This window comes from Plantactinospora sp. B24E8 (assembly GCF_039871735.1).
Taxonomy (GTDB): domain Bacteria; phylum Actinomycetota; class Actinomycetes; order Mycobacteriales; family Micromonosporaceae; genus Plantactinospora.
In genome coordinates this window covers 273,110-289,231 of record NZ_JBDPMH010000005.1, presented here as the reverse complement: position 1 = coordinate 289,231, position 16,122 = coordinate 273,110, and the positions used below count along the sequence as shown (strand labels likewise).

Sequence of the window (16,122 nt, the reverse complement as noted above, 5' to 3'; positions counted from 1 at the left end):
GATGCCTTCCTGCTCAGAGCTTGACGACGCCGATCACGTTTGCTGTCGGCAGTGGCCCGTTCTGCGAGGAGTCGTTGGCTACGCCTCGGTTGTCGCCGAGGAGGTAGACCGTTCCCGGCGGCACGGTGACGGCCTGGAAGTCCGGCGGCAGGCCGTCCCCTGTCCTGATGTAGGGCTCGTCCTGCGGCGTGCCGTTACGGATGATCCGGTCCTGATCGTCGCAGCAGCTGACGGTGTCGCCGGGCACCGCCACCACTCGGTAGATCCGTGGCGGCTCCTGCTCGGCGGGTCTCCAGGTGTCCGGTACTTCGAACACCACGACGTCACCGGTGCGCGGTTGGTACGCGCCGGGCTTCACCACCTCGGCGGTGACGGTCGAACCCTCCGCGATCGTCGGCTCCATCGAGGGGGAACTTATCCGGTAGCGCTCGTTCTGGGTGCCAACGCTGCACGAGGCGCAGGCAGTCAACGAGGCTACGAGTCCGATCAGGACGAGGGTCCTCCGCACGTCTGGATCATGCCAGCCCTGCCTGCCGCAATCCATGCCTGCCTGTCGGGTTTCGGAAGCGGGACTACAGATCGACGCGGGGCCTATGGCCCGAGATCGTGGAACCGGACTGATATGAAGGATCGGATAATCAGACGCCGTGCGAGGCAGGCGAACACCCGCAGAAGAGTCCGAGGGGCGATCTTGCCCGGGTACATCCGGAACACCTTCTCGAAGGCAAAGGTCACCTGGTCTGCGGATCGGGGCATTGAGCGGGATGACATTGGCGGGTCGTGCTCTGGTGGGTGTTGAGCCAGGCCCTGGTCGTACCAACTGGGGCCATGGATTGATCGCCGAGCTGAGGAGACGTGATGCCTGAACCGGCGGAGTTGGAGGCGCTGTTGCGCCTCATGCCGCCCGTGACGGAGAGCGACACGGCGGTCGACTGGGACGAGATCACCGATTCCTGGGGTAGACCTTTTCCGGCCGCGTACCAGCGCTTCATGGCGGTCTACGGAGCGGGAATGATCGAGGACTACCTGGTGATCGGCACACCGGAGCCCTGGGTCGAACCACCCGACGGGGATGACGCCGACATGCGTGCCGGTACGGCGTTCGCCCGGGTCCTGTGGCAGGAGTCGCGTAAGGAGCGTGACCTCGAGGGCACGACCCCACGGCTGATCATGTGGGGCGTGGACAGCAGCGGCGACCACCTGTGCTGGGACGCATCCGATCCGGACCCCGAGCAATGGCCGGTGCTGCTCTACAACCGCGGCGAGAGCATCTGGCGCCGCTACGACTGCGGCATGGTCGAGTTTCTCGTCGGCCACCTCGAAGGGGAGTTCCCCACCTGTCCGCTGGGTGACGTCGGACTCTTCGGCCGCGGCGGCGCCACCTTCCTGACCCGGACGGAGTACCTGCGCCGGTTGCGGTCCGGGGTGGACCCGTGGACCGGCGAGCCCGACCCCTTCGCCGGCATGTACAACTACGGATAGCACGGCCACGAGACGAGGCCCGGCCGATGACGGCCGGGTCTCATCTCTACCTGAACAGCTGCCAGCGCCTTGGAGACCCGTCCCCGTCACCGTCGGTCACCTTGATGGTGGTTTCGTCGTTGAGGCGCACGTCGCACCTCCGAAGCCGGCCGGTTGCGCGGACACCGCCCGTCAGGCGGCCGGGTCGAGGGTGACGAGGCGCTGGGTGGCCCGGGAGAGCGCGACGTAGAGGGTCCGTACCCCGGCCGGGGAGTCGGCCCGGATCTCGTCGGATCCGACCAGCAGGACGCCGTCGTACTCCATGCCCTTGGCCTGGAGGCTGTCGACGACCTGCAGACGCGGGTCGGCGTCGAGCCAGCCGGCCACCTCGTCGCGACGCGGGACGGGGGTGATCACCCCGACCGTGCCCTCGACCTCGGTGAGGAGTTTGGCGGTCGCCTCCCGGACCGCGTCCGGCAGGTCGGCGGCGGGCACGGTGAGCCGTACCGGTTCCACCCCGGTCCGCCGCACCGCGACCGGCAGCGGCAGGTCGGGGGAGATCTCCCGGATCACCGAGGCGGCCACCGCGAAGATCTCCGCCGAGTTCCGGTAGTTGGTGGTCAGGGTGTACTCGTGCCGGGGGCGGCGGCCGAGCGCCTTGTCCCGGGCCCGGGCCAACTCGGCCGGGTCACCCGTCCAGGCGGTCTGGGCCGGGTCGCCGACCACCGTCCAGGAGGCGAGCCGGCCCCGCCGGCCCAGCATCCGCCACTGCATCGGCGAGACGTCCTGCGACTCGTCGACCACCACGTGTGCGTACTCGCGGTAGTCGGCGGACCGTTCGGCGTCCCGGTTCGCCCGGGCGGCCCGCTGCCGGTCGGCGTACGTCGTCACCTCGCGGATCCCACCGGCCACGTGGAACGGGTCACGCCGCTTGGCGGCCGGCCGCGGCGGTCGGCCGAGCAGTTCGTCGAGTTCGTCGAGGAGCGCCACGTCGGCGATGCTCGGCCCGTCGACCGGCAGCGTCCGGTGCGCCCCGGCCAGCAGCCGGATCTCGGCGTTCGAGAGGATCCCGGCGGCGTACCGGCGGAGCCGGTCCGGCCGGGTCAGCCAGGCCAGCACGTGGGTCGGGTGCAGCCGGGGCCACCAGGCGCGGAGGAAGTCCCGGAACTCGGGCCGTTCGGCGATCTCGTCCTCGAAGGCCCGCTGCTCCGGCAGCCGACCGACCCGCAGTTCCCGGGCCTGGGCCCAGAGCGCGTCGAAGATCCCGTCGAAGCCGGCCCGGCGTACCTCGTTGCGCCGGGCGCCCGGCGGCAGCGCCCGCTGCCGGATCCGTTCCAGTTCGGTGCCGGTGAGCCGGAGCAGTTCGCCCCGGTAGAGCAGCCGCAGTTCGTCGGGGGCGTCCGGTACCTGGTCGCGGACCGCCCGTTGCAGCACCTTGCGCATCCGCAGCGAGCCCTTCACGGCCGCGACCGGGCCCGGATCGGTACGGGTGGCCGTCACCCCGTCGACGAGGGAGCCGAGCGAGTGCAGCGTGGCGGCGTTCTCGCCGAGGGAGGGGAGTACCGAGGCGATGTAGTCGACAAAAACGGCGGACGGCCCGACCACCAGGACACCGCCGCCGGCGAACCGGTTGCGGTCGGAGTAGAGCAGGTAGGCGGCCCGGTGCAGGGCGACGGCGGTCTTGCCGGTGCCCGGACCGCCGGAGACGATGGTGACCCCACCGGCGGGGGAGCGGATCGCCTCGTCCTGTTCCCGCTGGATGGTCGCGACGATGTCCCGCATGCCGCGCCCGGTGGTCCGGGAGAGCGTGGCGAGCAGGGCGCCGTCGCCGACCACCCGCATCCCGGGCGGGGCCGCCGCCGGGTCGAGCAGGTCGTCCTCGATCCGGGTCACCCGCTCGCCGCTCGACGAGATCATCCGACGGCGTACGACACCCTGCGGATCCGCCGCGGTGGCCTGGTAGAACGCGGCGGCGGCCGGGGCCCGCCAGTCGATCACCAGGGGTTCGGAGCGCTCACCTCGGACGCCGAGCCGGCCGACGTGCAGCACCTGGCCGGTCCGCAGGTCGAGCCGGCCGAAGACCAGGCCCTCGTGTTCGGCGTCGAGGGTGTGCCGCCGCCGGGCGGCGTGGAAGACCATCGCGTCGCGTTCGACAAGCGCACCGAAGTTGCCGACCCGGGCGATCTGGTACCCCTCCCGTTCCGCCCGGGCGGCGGAGCGGCGCAGCTGCGCCAGCCGGGCGTACACCCGGTCGAGGTGCCGTTGCTCGGCCTCGATCTCCTGCCGCAGGGTGGTCTGGTCGGTCAACGCGCATGCTCCCGGGAGATCGAGGTCCGGCCGGGGTGTCCGGTCCCGGCAGGCCGGACCCGGCACCTCCCCCCGGCGTGAGTGCCAGCTAGCGAGGGTACGCCCCGCCCGCTCGCCCACCGACCACCGCGTCGGCGGCGCCGGCCCGTTCGGTCACCGCGAGCAGGGCGGTGGCGACGACCTCGGCGCGTTCCAGCATCAGCATGTGACCGGCACCGGGGCAGACGGTCAGGTCGGTCGACGGCAGCGCCTCGACGATCGCGCGTGCGCACGGTGGCGGGGTGAGCCGGTCCCGGTCGCCGACCAGGACCGCGACCGGCATCCCGGTCAGTGCCGCGAGGGTCTCCAGCCGGCGCTGTGCCCCGATGGACGGGCGGAACCCGCCGATCGAGACGAGCGAGGCACGGGCCACCGCGGCGGTGGTGAGCCGGATGTCGGCCGGGTCGCAGACGTCGCCGAAGAGCAGCCAGCGCAGGGTGGGGCGGAGCAGTTCCAGCAGGGGGCGGGGGGTACGCCAGCCGCCGCACCGGGCCAGCAGGCCGGCGCCGGCGGTCTCCGCGACCCGGATCAGCCGGGCGAGTTGCGGTGCCACCCCGTAGCCGGTGTGGGTGTGTCCCTCTGCGGTGGTGGAGACGAGGACCAGACCGGCGACCCGGTGGGCGAAGTCGTCGGCGTGGCGGTGGGCGTACTCCATCACGGTCATCCCGCCCATCGAGTGGCCGACCAGCACCACCCGGCCGTGCGGGACCAGCTGGGACACCACCTCGGCGAGGTCGTCGCCGAGCTGGGCGAGGGTCGCGGTACGCAGCGTGGTCGGACCGGACCGGCCGTGGCCCCGGGCGTCGTAGCTGATCACCCGGACGGCGTCGCCGAAGGTGTCCCGTAACGCGGTCACCTGGCGGTGCCAGATCCGCCGGTCGAGGGTCCAGCCGTGCAGCAGCAGCACGGTGAGCGGCGCGTCCTCGGGGCCGCAGCTCTCGGCGTGCAGTCGTACGCCGTCCGGCAGGGAAACCACGACGGGGTTGGGCATGGTCACCTCGCATCGGGTCGGGGTGCACGGGGGATTACCCGTACCGCCGGGGCGCTGAACCCGGAACCACGCCGCCCCGGAGCGGGCCGCCCGACGGGCACGGCGAACGCCCCCGGCACGGAGTCGTGCCGGGGGCGTTACCGGAGGTACGTGCGGTGAGCGGGCGTCCGGGCCACGAGCGCCCGGAAGGGTGCTCAGGCCTCGAAGACGCCGGCCTCGACGAGCCGCTTCTCGCAGCGGTCCCACCCGTCGCTCGGGTACGCGGCGGCCAGGTTGGTCAGCTCGGCGCGGATCTTGACGGCGTGCCCGGCGCCGGCCAGCGCCCGGATCTCCTCGACGAAGGCGTCGGAGTCGGTGCGCAGGTGCGTGGTCTTGCCGTTGAGCAGGTTCCGCACGTAGGCGTGCTTGCCGCCGTTCAGCGGGATCAGGTACTTGAACTCGCCGAGCACGCTCAGGGCGCCACCTTGCCCTGCTTGCCCGGCCCGGACGGATGCGCGCGCGGTCTTGGAGGTGTTGCTCGCCACGGAGGTACTCCTTGCATGACGTACGGGAGGACGGGAAAGTCCGAGGGGACAGTTGGCGGACCGGGCTGCGAGCCCACCCGCCGGATTCATGTCGTGCTGGCCGGCTCCGCCATCAGTGGACGCCGCCCGGCAAATTTTACACGACAGCGGTGTTGGCTGGTCGGCTACCGCCGCTGACGTGGGGTCCAACTACCTACGCCGGTACGGCTATTCCCCCGGGGCAGTTTTCCGAATCCCTGGCGTACCATCCGTCACAACCGTCATCATGTGTCTCAGCATTGCGCGGTGGTCCGCGTCGGTGATCCGAGGTCGTAGGGGAAGACGCACCTCGCTCTCCGGGAGGTCACCGTGCCAACGCGTGGCGTCGTATACGTCCACTCGACCCCACTCGCCGTGTGTCAGCACGTCGAGTGGGCGATCGCGCGCGTCCTGACCGCGCCGGTCACCCTGCACTGGACAGCCCAGCCCGTCGATCCCGGCGCGCGTCGGGCGGAGTGCGGGTGGTCCGGCCGGCCCGGGACGGGTGCCGAACTGGCTGCTGCGCTGAGACAGTGGCCGATGATCCGCTTCGAGATCACCGAGGAACCGAGTCCGGGGGTCGACGGCGAGCGGTTCATGTACGTGCCCGGTCGAGGGCTTTTCCGGGCCACCACCGGGGCCGCCGGCGACATCCAGATCGGCGAGGACCGGCTTCGGTCGATCATGGCCTCGGCGCGGGCCCCCGAGGCGCTGGCGCACGCGCTCGACAAGGCGATGGGCACCGCCTGGGACGCCGAACTCGAGCCCTACCGCTTTGCCGGGGACGGCGCGCCGGTGACGCTGCTGACCCGGGTCGGTTGACCTCCGCCGCCCGGGCCGCGACCGGGGCGGCCCGCGGTCGGTCGGTGCGTCCCGGTCCGGCGCGATTCAGCCCGGTTCTGAGCAGTATGTCTCTTCTGTGTCGGATGTGCCCGCCCGCGTCGGCCGGGTGATCCACGGTCCGACCGGTGGCCCGCCCCCTCGGCAACGGGTCGGCGGTCGAGTTGCCCGCCCGATGGCGGCCTGATGGGATAGCCGACGTGTCGAATCCCCTCCGACAGCTTCCGCTCGTACTCGCCACCGTGACCGCCCTGCTCGTCTCCACCGCCTGCGCCGGCCCGGCCGGCCGCACCGCCGGGCCCGGCCCCTCCGCGTCGTCGACCCCGGCGCCGCCGGGCACGCCGCCGGCCGCCGACCCGGCGGCCCGGGCCGCCGAACTGGTCGCCCGGCTCGGCGACGAGGACCTGGTCGGCCAGGTCCTGATGCCCTACGCGTACGGCGACTCGGCGACCCGGGTCTCCGCCGGGTCGGCGGCCGGCAACCAGAAGCTGGCCGGGGTGGACACCCCCGCCGAGATGGTCGCCAAGTACCGGTTGGGTGGGCTGATCCTGGTCGGGTTCTCCGCCGACGACCCGACCGGCCGCAACCAGCCGACCACCAACGTCGACAGCCCCGAGCAGGTACGGAAGCTGACCGGAGGGCTGCAGGAGGCGGCCGGCACACTCGCCGCCGGTGCCGTGCCGATGCTGGTCGGGATCGACCAGGAGTTCGGTGTGGTGACCCGGATCTCCGCCGGCGTGACCAACCTGCCCAGCGCGATGGCGCTCGGCGCGGCCGGCGAGCCGCCGCTCACCGAGACGGCCTGGCGGGCCGCCGGCAGCGAACTCGCCGCGCTCGGGGTCAACGTCGACTTCGCGCCGAGCGCCGACGTACTCTCCGACGGCCGGAGCACCGTGATCGGCTCCCGGTCGTACGGCTCGGATCCGAAGGCGGCGGCGGCCCAGGTCGGCGCGGCGGTCCGGGGCCTGCAGGGGGCCGGGGTCGCCGCGACCCTCAAACACTTCCCCGGACACGGCCAGACCGCGGCCGACTCGCACCAGGGACTGCCGGTGGTCCGCCAGGACGAGCAGAAACTGCGGGCGAACGCGCTGCCGCCGTTCTCCGCCGGCATCGACGCCGGGGCCTGGATGGTGATGAGCGGCCACCTCGACGTGCAGGCGATGGATCCGGGGGTGCCGGCGACCTTCTCCCGCAAACTCCTCACCGACGTGCTCCGGGGCGAGCTCGGCTTCACCGGGGTACTGGTCACGGACGCGATGAACATGGCCGCCGTCACCGACCAGCCGACCGGCAAGGCGGTGGTCCGGGCGATCAACGCCGGCAACGACCTCGTGCTGATGCCGTCGAACGTGACCGAGGCGTACGACGGTCTGCTGGCCGCCCTGCGGGACGGCTCGCTGCGCCGGGAGCGACTGGTGGAGGCGGTGACCCGGGTGCTGACCCTGAAGTTCCGGCTCGCCGGTCGTACCGCGCCGGAGCTGGGCACGCTGAACAGCCCGGAACACCAGGAGGCGGCCCGTCAGGTGGCGGCCGCCGCGGTGACCGTGCTGCGCGGCAGTTGTACGGCGGCAGCGGTGACCGGGCCGGTGACGGTGACCTCCTCCGGCGGGCGGGAGCGCACCCGGAACCTGCTGACCGAGGCGCTGACCCGGGCCGGGGTCGAGGTGGTCCCCTCCGGCGGCGCGGTGGTGCACCTGGTCGGGTACGGCGACGGCGTCGGCGACCTGCGCGGCGACGCCGCGGTTACCGTCGGGATGGACACCCCGTACCTGCTCGGGCAGGCCCGGTCCAAGGTGCTGCTGGCGACGTACTCGTCGACGGCCGCGTCGATGACGGCGCTGGCGGAGGTGCTCGCCGGAAAGGCGAAACCGACCGGACGCTCACCGGTGCCGGTGTCCGGGCTACCCCGGTCCACCTGCCCGGCGGGTTGACCGGTGTCGCCGCTGGTGACCTCGGTCACCGACGCTGCTGGTAGCGTTCCGCAGGCCGAGGGGCAAGGTCAATCAAACGGGGGGTGTCACGGGCGGTGACTAGCCGGACTCCGAGCCTCTCCGTGGTCGTGCCGATCTTCAACGAGGAGAGTGTGCTGCCGCTGCTGGCCCGGCGGCTCCGCCCGGTCCTCGACGGCCTCGACGAACCGTACGAGGTGGTCGCCGTCGACGACGGCAGCACCGACGCCACCCCGGTTGTCCTCGCCGGCCTGCGTCGGAGTTGGCCGCAGCTGCGGGTCGTCCGGCTGCGGCGCAACAGCGGGCACCAGGCGGCCCTGACCGCCGGCCTGTTCCGGGCCCGGGGCGGCTACGTCGCCAGCATCGACGCCGACCTGCAGGATCCGCCCGAGGTCCTGGTCGAGATGCTGACCCTGGCCCGGGAGCGGGCGTTGGACATCGTCTACGGCGTGCGCAGCGACCGTTCCACCGACTCGACCTTCAAGCGGTCCACCGCCGGCCTCTATTACCGGCTGGTGCGCCGGCTGGTCGGCAACACCGTGCCCGCCCAGGCCGGTGACTTCCGGCTGCTCAGCCGGGCCACCGTGGAGGCGCTGCGCGAGCTGCCGGAACGCCGCCTGGTGCTCCGGCTGGTGGTGCCGTGGCTGGGTTTCCCCAGCGCCGAGGTGCCGTACGTCCGCGAGCAGCGGGCGGCCGGCAGCACGAAGTACTCGCTGTCCCGGATGGTCCGGCTGGCCACCGACAGCATCACCAGTTTCTCGGCGGTACCGCTGCGGGTGGCGACCTGGCTCGGGGTCGGCGGCATGCTGCTCTGCGCGCTGATGGTGGTCTTCGCGTTCGTCGCCTACCTACGCGACTCGACCGTGGCCGGGTGGGCCTCGCTCTACGTGGCGATCCTCTTCCTCGGCGCGGTGCAACTGCTCTGTCTCGGGCTGCTCGGCGAGTACGTCGGCCGGATCTACGCCGCGGTGCAGGGACGGCCGGCCTACTTCGTCAGCTCCGACACCGCTGACCTGCCCGAGCCGGTGGCGTCGGCAGACCCGGTGCCGTCGGTCGAGCCGGTGGCGATTGCCGAACCGGTGGATGCGGTCGAGCGGGTGCCGTCCGCCGAGCCGGTGAACGAACCGCTGGAGGAGTCGTTCGGCGCACCGGCGGCCCGTACCGGTGGGGGTGCCACGTCGGCCACCCACGACGGCGCCGCACCGCCCCGGCGTGGTCGGGCCGGCACGAGGACGGGGGGATGACCGCGACCCTCCGGGAGGTCGCCCGCCCGACCCGGCCCGCGCCGCCCCTCGTCCCGCCCGCGCTGCGCCGCTGGGCCCCGCTCGGCGCGGCGGTCGGCTACGTCGCGGTGGCGCTGCTCGCGGCCGACACCAGCCCGCTCGACCTGCTCCGGTACGCGGGCTACCTGCTCTGGGCACTGATCCTGCCCGGCACCCTGGTCTACCGGGCGCTGCGGCGCCGCCCGCACACCCTGGTCGAGGACATCACGATGGGGGCCGCCGTCGGGCTGGTCCTCGAACTGCCGGCCTGGGCGGTCTTCGCGGCGCTCGACGTCGGCGGCTGGCTGTGGCTCTGGCCGACGATGGTGGTCGGACTCTTCCTCGGCGTACCGGGCCTGCGTCGACACTGGCTGGTCCGGGACTATCCGAGCCGGGCCCCGGTCGGCTGGTCCTGGACGGTCGCCGGCGCGGTCGGATTCTTCACCACCTACCTGTCGGTCACCTTCCTGCAACGCAACCCCGTGCTGCCCACCTCCGACGGGACCCGGCAGTACCTCGACCTGGCCTACCAGCTCTCCCTGGCCGGCGAGGCGAAGCACCAGTTCCCGCTGCACGTGCCGCAGGTCGCCGCCGAACCGCTCGACTACCACTGGTTCGGCTACGCGCACATGGCCGCCACCAGCCTGATCGGGCAGATCGACCTGCCGGTGGTGGCACTACGGCTGGCCATCCCGGCGCTCTGCGCGGCGGCGATCGTCCTCACCGCCGTGCTCGGCTGGCGGGTCAGCGGGCGGCCGTACGTCGGCGCGATCGCCGCGGTGCTCTTCTTCGTCATCGGCGAAACCAACTTCACCGACCCGGTGAACATGCCGTTCGGCACCCAGGCCTCCTTCGTGATCTGGCACGGCATGTCGATGATCTACAGCTGGGTGCTGCTGATCGCGCTGGTCGCCGTACTCGCCGACGTGGTCGACCGGCGTGCCGACCGACCGGTCCCACCACTGCCCCGGGCCGGGGCGGTGGTCCTCGCCGCGCTGCTGATGCTCGCCTCCAGCGGGGCGAAGGCCAGCTCCCTGCCGGTCGTCGGGCTCGCCCTCGCGGTGACCGCGGTCGCGCTGCTCGTCACGACCCGACGCATCCCGTGGGCGGTGGTCGTCGCCGGCCTGCTCACCGGCACCGCACAACTCTTCGCCACCGCCGTGCTCTACCGCTTCCAGGCGTACGGCATCAAGGCCGCGCCGTTCGGCGGCCTGGAACCGTACTGGACGATTCCGTCGGACCGGCCGGGCTGGGCCGGCCCGCTCGCCGTGGCCGCCGTGCTCGGCGCCTTTCTGGTCAACATGCAGCTGCGGGTGGCCGGCGTCGTACCGCTGCTGCTGCGGCGTCGGGGACGCCTCGAACCGGTGCAGTGGTTCCTGCTCGGCGGCACCCTCGCCGGACCGGCGCTCTTCCTGGTCCTCGACCAGCCCGGCGGCGCCCAGCAGTACTTCACCCGGGCCGGCTTCAGCTTCGCCGTGGTCCTCTCCGCGTGGGGATACGTCCTGGTCGCCGACCGGGCCCGGCTGACGTCCCGGGCCCGCTGGACGGTCGGGCTCGCCGCCCTCGGCTTCGCGACCGTGCTGGTGCTGTTCCAGCTCCGGTACGCCACCCCGCCACCGAACACGTCGCTGTTCGACTCGCTTCGCCCGCTGCTCTGGTGGGCCGGCGGACTGGCGCTGCTGATGGTGCTCGCGGTCGGCGTGTGGCGTCCGGCGACCCAGGGCATCGCCGCCCTGCGGGGCCGGGGCGGGCTGCTGCTGCTCACCGCGGTCCTGGTCGTCGGCGCACCCGGGCTGGTGATGGACATGGCAAAGTCGGCCCGTTCCCCGAACGGCGGCGCGTACACGAACGTGCCACTGCCGAAGTCGCGGGTCGACGCGGCCCGGTGGACCCGGGAGCACAGCGCCCCGGGTGACGTACTGGCGACGAACGCGCACTGCCTCGTCGTCACCAACGGCTGGTGTGACGCCCGCTCGTTCTGGCTCAGCGCCTACGCCGAACGTCGGGTGCTGGTCGAGGGCTGGAGCTTCGCGCCCCGGGTGGCGGCGCTCGGCGCGTACACCCCGTTCTGGGACCAGGAGCTGCTGCGCCGCAACGATGCCGCGATCAGCGCGCCGACCGAGGCCGGACTGCGCGAACTGCGCGACCGGTACGACGTCCGCTGGCTGGTGGTGGACCGGCAGGTCGGCCGGGAGTCGCTGGAACTGCGTCGACTCGCCGCGCTCCGCTACGACAACGGCCGGATGGCGGTCTACCAGCTCCGCTGACCGGCGGCATCCCGGCGCCCCGCCTGTCAGGCACCATCGCCGGCGGTCGGACAGGGCCGCTGTTCACTGCCCGACAGGGCGGTAGCGGAGGTGTACGACACCGTTGCGGAACCGGCGCTCATCGAGGAGCTCAAGGTCGGCGCGCATGCCGTTCGGCAGCCCTGGCTTGCCTCCGCCGACGACCACCGGCCAGACGAACAGCTGGCACTCGTCGACCAGCCCGGCCTGGAAGGCCTGCGTCGCGAGGTTCGCACCTCCTACGGTGAGATCGCTGCTGGCTGCGGCCTTCAGTTCGCGTACCGCGGTGGGGTCGAAACGGCGTTCGAGTCGGGTGTCGGCGGTCGACACCGTGGCAAGGCTCGTGGAGTAGACGACTTTGTCCGCCGCCTGCCACACGCTCGCGAAGTCGGCCATGAGCTCGGACCGCGCGGCCAGCGCGGCGTCGGTCTCCCAGACGGCCATCGACTCGTACAGGCGCCGCCCGTAGAGGAGCGTGCCCACCGAGCGCAGAAGGTCGGTGGTGAACGCGAATACCTCGTCGTCGGGTGGGAACCAGGCGAAGACGCCGCGTTCGTCCTCGATGTAGCCGTCAAGCGACACGTTGGTCACGTAGATCAGCTTTGCCATGCCGCTACCTCTCGGTGATCACCTGCAACGTCCGGGACATTCACCAGCGTGGGGTTCAGCTTGTCACCCCAGGCGCCGACCGGCAGCCGTGAGGGCGAGGTGGCCGTCAACTTCGTCGCCGACGATCCCGACTATGCGGGCACCATGACGATGACCTGGACGGTGACCGCAACCGAGGACAGGACGCGCGTGGACTTCCGGGCCGACGACGTCCCCGTTGGCATCTCCGCGGAAGATCACGCGGCTGGGCTCGCGTCCTCGCTGGCAAACCTCGCCGCCTACGTCGAACGGTAACCCCGTCACGAGACGGGGATACGATCGGCGCGGACGTGACCCCGCGTTTCGATGGCACCCGCCAGGGAGGTACGTCGGCGACGCGGTTACCGTCGGCCCCGCCCTCTCGACCCGCCGTAAAGGTGGACTCGATGGTCGACATCATGGTCGGGCTCGCATGAGACGAACCCGTCGGCCCGCATCTCGCCATTCGCGACGAGTACCAGCCAGTCCTCGTAGTACCAGCTCGGATCGCAGGCGCAGGTGGTGACGGTGAACCGGAAGTTCGCCCGGTACCGGCCGATCTCCCCGGGCTTGAGCGAGAAGAGACGGGCGGGGCCGCTCTGCCGCGGGTAGGCGGCCCCGCCCGGCAACCGGTCGACGACCAACGCCCCGCCCTCCAGGGACAGCCAGAGGCCGAGGTCACGGGCTCGATCAAGACCGCCACCGACTACGTCGGCATGACGCACGTACCGGGCCGCCTCAGCTGCGAGTACCTCATGAATGACCACCTCAGCGGTTGGCATCGACGGCGGGAGCGTCACCGGGCTACCCAGACCCCGCCGGGCGTTCGCCTCCGGCGCCCCACGTGCTGCCGCACTCCACCGCACACGCACTCGTTGAATGGTGATCACGGTTCACCCTGCCGCACCGGGCCGCCGGACCGCCAACCGTTATCCGGACCTGCCGCCCGGCGCGCCAGCGACCGTGCAGCTAACGGAGTTCCCGAGGGTCGGGGAAGTAGGTGTCCAGCAGGTCGTTGCGGAGCTTGCCGGTCGGGTCGTACCGACGGGCCAGCGCGACGAAGTCGGCGTACCGGTCGTAACGTTCGCGCAGCACCTCCGGCGGTACGCCGAACAGCTTGCCCCAGTGCGGGCGGGCGTCGTACGGCGCCAGCCGCTGCTCGATCGCGTCCAGCACCGGCAGTACGGCACCGGTGTCGGCGATCCAGGTGAAGTGCAGCGCCACACTGTCCCGCCGGTACGCCGGACTCAGCCACAGTTCGTCGGCGGCGACCGTACGGATCTCCGAGATCTGCAGTACGGCGGCGATCCGGTCGCCGATCTCCTCCAGCGCGGCCAGCGCCTCGACCAGGTGCCGCCGGTCGACGAAGTACTCCGACTGCAGCTCCTCGCCGCTGCTCGGGGTGAACTCCAACCGGAAGTGCGGCAGCCGGGCGTGCCAGGGGCCGGGCACACCCAGCTGTTCCGTGCAGTGCACCGCCGACATCCCCGGAACGGGGTGCCGGGGCCCGTCGGCCAGGGTCGCGTCGAGCCAGCGTGGCTGCGGGGGCTCCCCGCCGACGTCGGTCCGGCGCTTCACCCAGACCTGGTTCACCCGCGGGCCGGTCCAGTCGGTGAAGAGACTGACGCTGTAGCCGGCGCCGAGTAGTTCCTCCTGGTCGGAGGCGATCCGGTGCCAGGGCAGGTTGTCGTGGACGTACTGGGAGACCTCGAAGGTCGGGACGAGGTCCAGGGTGAGCCGGGTGACCACACCGAGCGCGCCGAGCCCGACCACCGCGCCGGGGAAGTCGTCGTCGTCGCGGGTCAGCGTCCGCAGCTCGCCGTCGGCGGTGACCAGCTCCAGGGCGGCGACGGCGGTGGCGAGGTTGCCGTTGGTCAGCCCGGAACCGTGGGTGGCGGTGGCGACCGCGCCGGCGACCGAGATGTGCGGCAGCGAGCCGAGGTTGTGCAGCGCGAAACCGGCCTCGTGCAGCCGGGCGACGAACTCGCCGTAGCGCAGCCCGGCCGCCACGGTGACCTGGGACCGTCCGTGGTCGATCTCGACCGTCGACGGCAGGCCGGCGACCGAGACCAGGTCTCCGCTGGTGTCGGCGATCCGGTTGAAGGAGTGTCCGGTGCCGAGCGGGCGTACCCGGTCGCTCGCCGCGACCACGGCCTGGAGCTCGGCCACGGACGCCGGGCGGTGCAGCCGGGCCGCCGCAAAGGTGATGTTGCCGGCCCAGTTGGTCGGTTGTCCGGTCATGTGCACCCTTGTCCTGCGGAGGGATGGTGGTTCCGGGCGGGTCAGCCCGGGCCCGGCTGCCGGGCCGGCGGGTCGGGATCGACCGGGCCGGTGGACCGGTGCCGGGGGTCAGCCCGGCTGGTTGGTCAGCACCGGGTCGCGCATCCGCATCAGCCAGAAACTCGACGGGATGCGGGTGGCGTCGTCGATGATCTCACCGTCGACGTCCGCGAACGACTCCCGGGCGAGCGCGACAAAACCCTCCGGCTCCCGGACGTGCTCACCCCGGTCGTTCTCCGACATCCACCGGGAGACCCGACCCTGCCGGGGCTCGAAACAGGTGTCGACGGCGATCACCCGACCGCCGGGGGCCAGCGCCCGACCGGCCACCCGGAGCAGGTGCCGGGAGTCCTCGTCGGACAGGTGGTGCAGCAGGCCCAGGAGCAGCACCGCGTTCGCCGGCGGGATCTGCGCCAAATGCTCCTCGCCGAAGACCTCGCAGCGGAACTCCGCCCGGTCGCCGCCCCAGCGCCGCTGGGCGTACTCGATGTAGCGCGGCGAGGTGTCGAAGCCGTAGTAGCGGACCTTCGGCAGCCGTTCGAAGTAGTACGCCGGACCGCAGCCGACGTCGATCACCGTGTCGCCGTCGGCGAGACCCAGTTCGTCCAGACAGCGGTAGCGCAGCCGGTCGGCGCCCAGACCGCGCTGCACCGCGACGTAGAGCGAAACGTGGCCGAGCAGGTTCTTGGCCGCTGCCAGCATCTGACCCTCCCGATCGGGTGTGATCCAGAGCTAAGACCGTACCGGTCCGGTCCCGTCCTCCGCCGGGCGGTGCGCCCGCAGCATCAGCGACACCCCGGGCAGCGCCCGGACCGGCAGGTAACGCTCGGCGGTGATCACCGCCCGGAGCCCGAGGTTCACCAGACCGGGCAGATCGTCCAGGTCACTGCCGGTGGAACGGCGCCGCCGCCAGGCGGCCACCGGCCGCAGCAGGACGTTCCAACTCCACAGCTCGTCGACCACCAGACCGGCCTTCTCGACCAGCGCGGTCAGGCCGGCGCGGTCGTACCGGCGGACGTGCCCGACCGCGACGTCGTGCGCCGACCAGAGTCGCATGTCGCAGGGTACGGCGATCAGCGCGGTCCCGCCCGGGGCGAGCGTACGCCGGATCTCCGCCGCCGCCAGCTGGTCCTCGTCGAAGTGTTCGAGGATGTCGAACGCCACCACCAGGTCGAGGCTGGCCGAGGGGAGCGGCAGGTGCCGGGCGTCGGCCCGGATCACCGGCAGTCCACGTTCCAGGGCGATGGCGGCCCCGTCCGCGCTGTACTCGAGGGCGACGGGCTGCCAGCCGTGGGCCCGGAGCACCCGGGTGTTGCCGCCGCCGGCCGCGCCGATGTCGAGGGCCGGGCCGGGGTGCCGACCCTCGGCGGCGAGTCGACGCAGCGCCCGGGCCAGCAGCGCCCGACGTTCGCGGTACCACCAGTGGGTGTCCTCGAGCGCCGCGAGCTTGCGGATCTCGGTCGCTTCCACGCGTCACTCCTCGCGGGTCCGCCAGACTGTGGGGAAGGGGCCCTGCCGGTCGTTTCCGTACCGGAAGGG

The 16,122-nt window shown here is 72.1% G+C and carries 15 protein-coding genes; 6 read left to right on the top strand and 9 right to left on the bottom strand.

Annotation, left to right across the window (positions count from 1 at the left end; translation table 11 throughout):
• Nucleotides 1–13: 13 nt before the first annotated feature.
• Nucleotides 14–508: a signal peptidase I gene (gene lepB, locus ABGB21_RS11460; RefSeq protein ID WP_347677656.1), complete on the bottom strand. Its 495-nt coding sequence runs from the start codon at nt 506–508 to the stop codon at nt 14–16.
• 350 nt (nt 509–858) lie between these two features.
• Between lepB and ABGB21_RS11455 the strand changes: the two genes are divergently transcribed.
• The gene (locus tag ABGB21_RS11455; protein WP_347677654.1) at nt 859–1,482 is read left to right on the top strand and encodes a hypothetical protein; all 624 of its coding nucleotides are present in this window, start codon (nt 859–861) and stop codon (nt 1,480–1,482) included.
• Between the two features lie 171 nt (nt 1,483–1,653).
• On the opposite strand, the gene ABGB21_RS11450 is transcribed toward ABGB21_RS11455, so the two are convergent.
• The 3 genes from ABGB21_RS11450 to ABGB21_RS11440 form a co-directional block, all read right to left on the bottom strand.
• A complete protein-coding gene (locus tag ABGB21_RS11450; RefSeq protein ID WP_347677652.1) occupies nt 1,654–3,768 on the bottom strand; it encodes an AAA family ATPase in 2,115 nt (704 codons plus the stop codon).
• An 88-nt stretch (nt 3,769–3,856) separates the two neighbouring features.
• On the bottom strand, nt 3,857–4,798 hold the full coding sequence (locus ABGB21_RS11445) for an alpha/beta hydrolase (RefSeq protein ID WP_347677650.1): 942 nt from the start codon (nt 4,796–4,798) through the stop codon (nt 3,857–3,859).
• 194 nt (nt 4,799–4,992) lie between these two features.
• Nucleotides 4,993–5,322, bottom strand: a complete 330-nt coding sequence (locus ABGB21_RS11440) for a hypothetical protein (RefSeq protein WP_347658360.1) — start codon at nt 5,320–5,322, stop codon at nt 4,993–4,995.
• 348 nt (nt 5,323–5,670) lie between these two features.
• Between ABGB21_RS11440 and ABGB21_RS11435 the strand changes: the two genes are divergently transcribed.
• The 4 genes from ABGB21_RS11435 (at nt 5,671) to ABGB21_RS11420 (ending at nt 11,658) form a co-directional block, all read left to right on the top strand.
• Entirely contained in the window at nt 5,671–6,162 is a 492-nt protein-coding gene (locus tag ABGB21_RS11435; RefSeq protein ID WP_347658359.1) for a DUF3145 domain-containing protein, read from the top strand.
• A 218-nt stretch (nt 6,163–6,380) separates the two neighbouring features.
• Complete coding sequence (locus ABGB21_RS11430; RefSeq protein WP_347677647.1) at nt 6,381–8,111, top strand: glycoside hydrolase family 3 protein; 1,731 nt, start codon at nt 6,381–6,383, stop codon at nt 8,109–8,111.
• Between the two features lie 95 nt (nt 8,112–8,206).
• Nucleotides 8,207–9,373 (top strand): glycosyltransferase family 2 protein, encoded by a 1,167-nt coding sequence (locus ABGB21_RS11425; RefSeq protein ID WP_347677645.1) that lies wholly within the window; start codon nt 8,207–8,209, stop codon nt 9,371–9,373.
• Entirely contained in the window at nt 9,370–11,658 is a 2,289-nt protein-coding gene (locus ABGB21_RS11420; protein WP_347677643.1) for a hypothetical protein, read from the top strand. The genes ABGB21_RS11425 and ABGB21_RS11420 overlap by 4 nt, the downstream gene beginning before the upstream one ends.
• Nucleotides 11,659–11,721: 63 nt before the next feature.
• Here ABGB21_RS11420 and ABGB21_RS11415 read toward each other — a convergent pair whose 3' ends face one another.
• A complete protein-coding gene (locus tag ABGB21_RS11415; protein ID WP_347677641.1) occupies nt 11,722–12,285 on the bottom strand; it encodes a dihydrofolate reductase family protein in 564 nt (187 codons plus the stop codon).
• Nucleotides 12,286–12,333: 48 nt separating this feature from the next.
• On the opposite strand from ABGB21_RS11415, the gene ABGB21_RS11410 reads away from it, so the two are divergent.
• Nucleotides 12,334–12,579, top strand: a complete 246-nt coding sequence (locus ABGB21_RS11410) for an SRPBCC domain-containing protein (RefSeq protein WP_347677639.1) — start codon at nt 12,334–12,336, stop codon at nt 12,577–12,579.
• A gap of 86 nt (nt 12,580–12,665) precedes the next feature.
• Here ABGB21_RS11410 and ABGB21_RS11405 read toward each other — a convergent pair whose 3' ends face one another.
• The 4 genes from ABGB21_RS11405 to ABGB21_RS11390 form a co-directional block, all read right to left on the bottom strand.
• Entirely contained in the window at nt 12,666–13,085 is a 420-nt protein-coding gene (locus tag ABGB21_RS11405) for a hypothetical protein (protein WP_347677637.1), read from the bottom strand.
• A 187-nt stretch (nt 13,086–13,272) separates the two neighbouring features.
• Nucleotides 13,273–14,544, bottom strand: a complete 1,272-nt coding sequence (locus tag ABGB21_RS11400; protein ID WP_347677635.1) for an FAD-binding protein — start codon at nt 14,542–14,544, stop codon at nt 13,273–13,275.
• Nucleotides 14,545–14,652: 108 nt separating this feature from the next.
• Nucleotides 14,653–15,285 (bottom strand): class I SAM-dependent methyltransferase, encoded by a 633-nt coding sequence (locus ABGB21_RS11395; protein WP_347677633.1) that lies wholly within the window; start codon nt 15,283–15,285, stop codon nt 14,653–14,655.
• A 30-nt stretch (nt 15,286–15,315) separates the two neighbouring features.
• Nucleotides 15,316–16,053, bottom strand: a complete 738-nt coding sequence (locus ABGB21_RS11390; protein ID WP_347658350.1) for a class I SAM-dependent methyltransferase — start codon at nt 16,051–16,053, stop codon at nt 15,316–15,318.
• Nucleotides 16,054–16,122 lie beyond the last annotated feature (69 nt).

What these genes read in the sequence shown, in the direction of transcription:
- ABGB21_RS11455 (WP_347677654.1), top strand. Translation starts at nt 859, where the DNA reads ATGCCTGAACCGGCGGAGTTGGAGGCGCTGTTGCGCCTCATGCCGCCC.
- ABGB21_RS11445 (WP_347677650.1), bottom strand. Translation starts at nt 4,798, where the DNA reads ATGCCCAACCCCGTCGTGGTTTCCCTGCCGGACGGCGTACGACTGCAC.
- ABGB21_RS11420 (WP_347677643.1), top strand. Translation starts at nt 9,370, where the DNA reads ATGACCGCGACCCTCCGGGAGGTCGCCCGCCCGACCCGGCCCGCGCCG.
- ABGB21_RS11415 (WP_347677641.1), bottom strand. Translation starts at nt 12,285, where the DNA reads ATGGCAAAGCTGATCTACGTGACCAACGTGTCGCTTGACGGCTACATC.
- ABGB21_RS11405 (WP_347677637.1), bottom strand. Translation starts at nt 13,085, where the DNA reads ATGCCAACCGCTGAGGTGGTCATTCATGAGGTACTCGCAGCTGAGGCG.
- ABGB21_RS11400 (WP_347677635.1), bottom strand. Translation starts at nt 14,544, where the DNA reads ATGACCGGACAACCGACCAACTGGGCCGGCAACATCACCTTTGCGGCG.
- ABGB21_RS11395 (WP_347677633.1), bottom strand. Translation starts at nt 15,285, where the DNA reads ATGCTGGCAGCGGCCAAGAACCTGCTCGGCCACGTTTCGCTCTACGTC.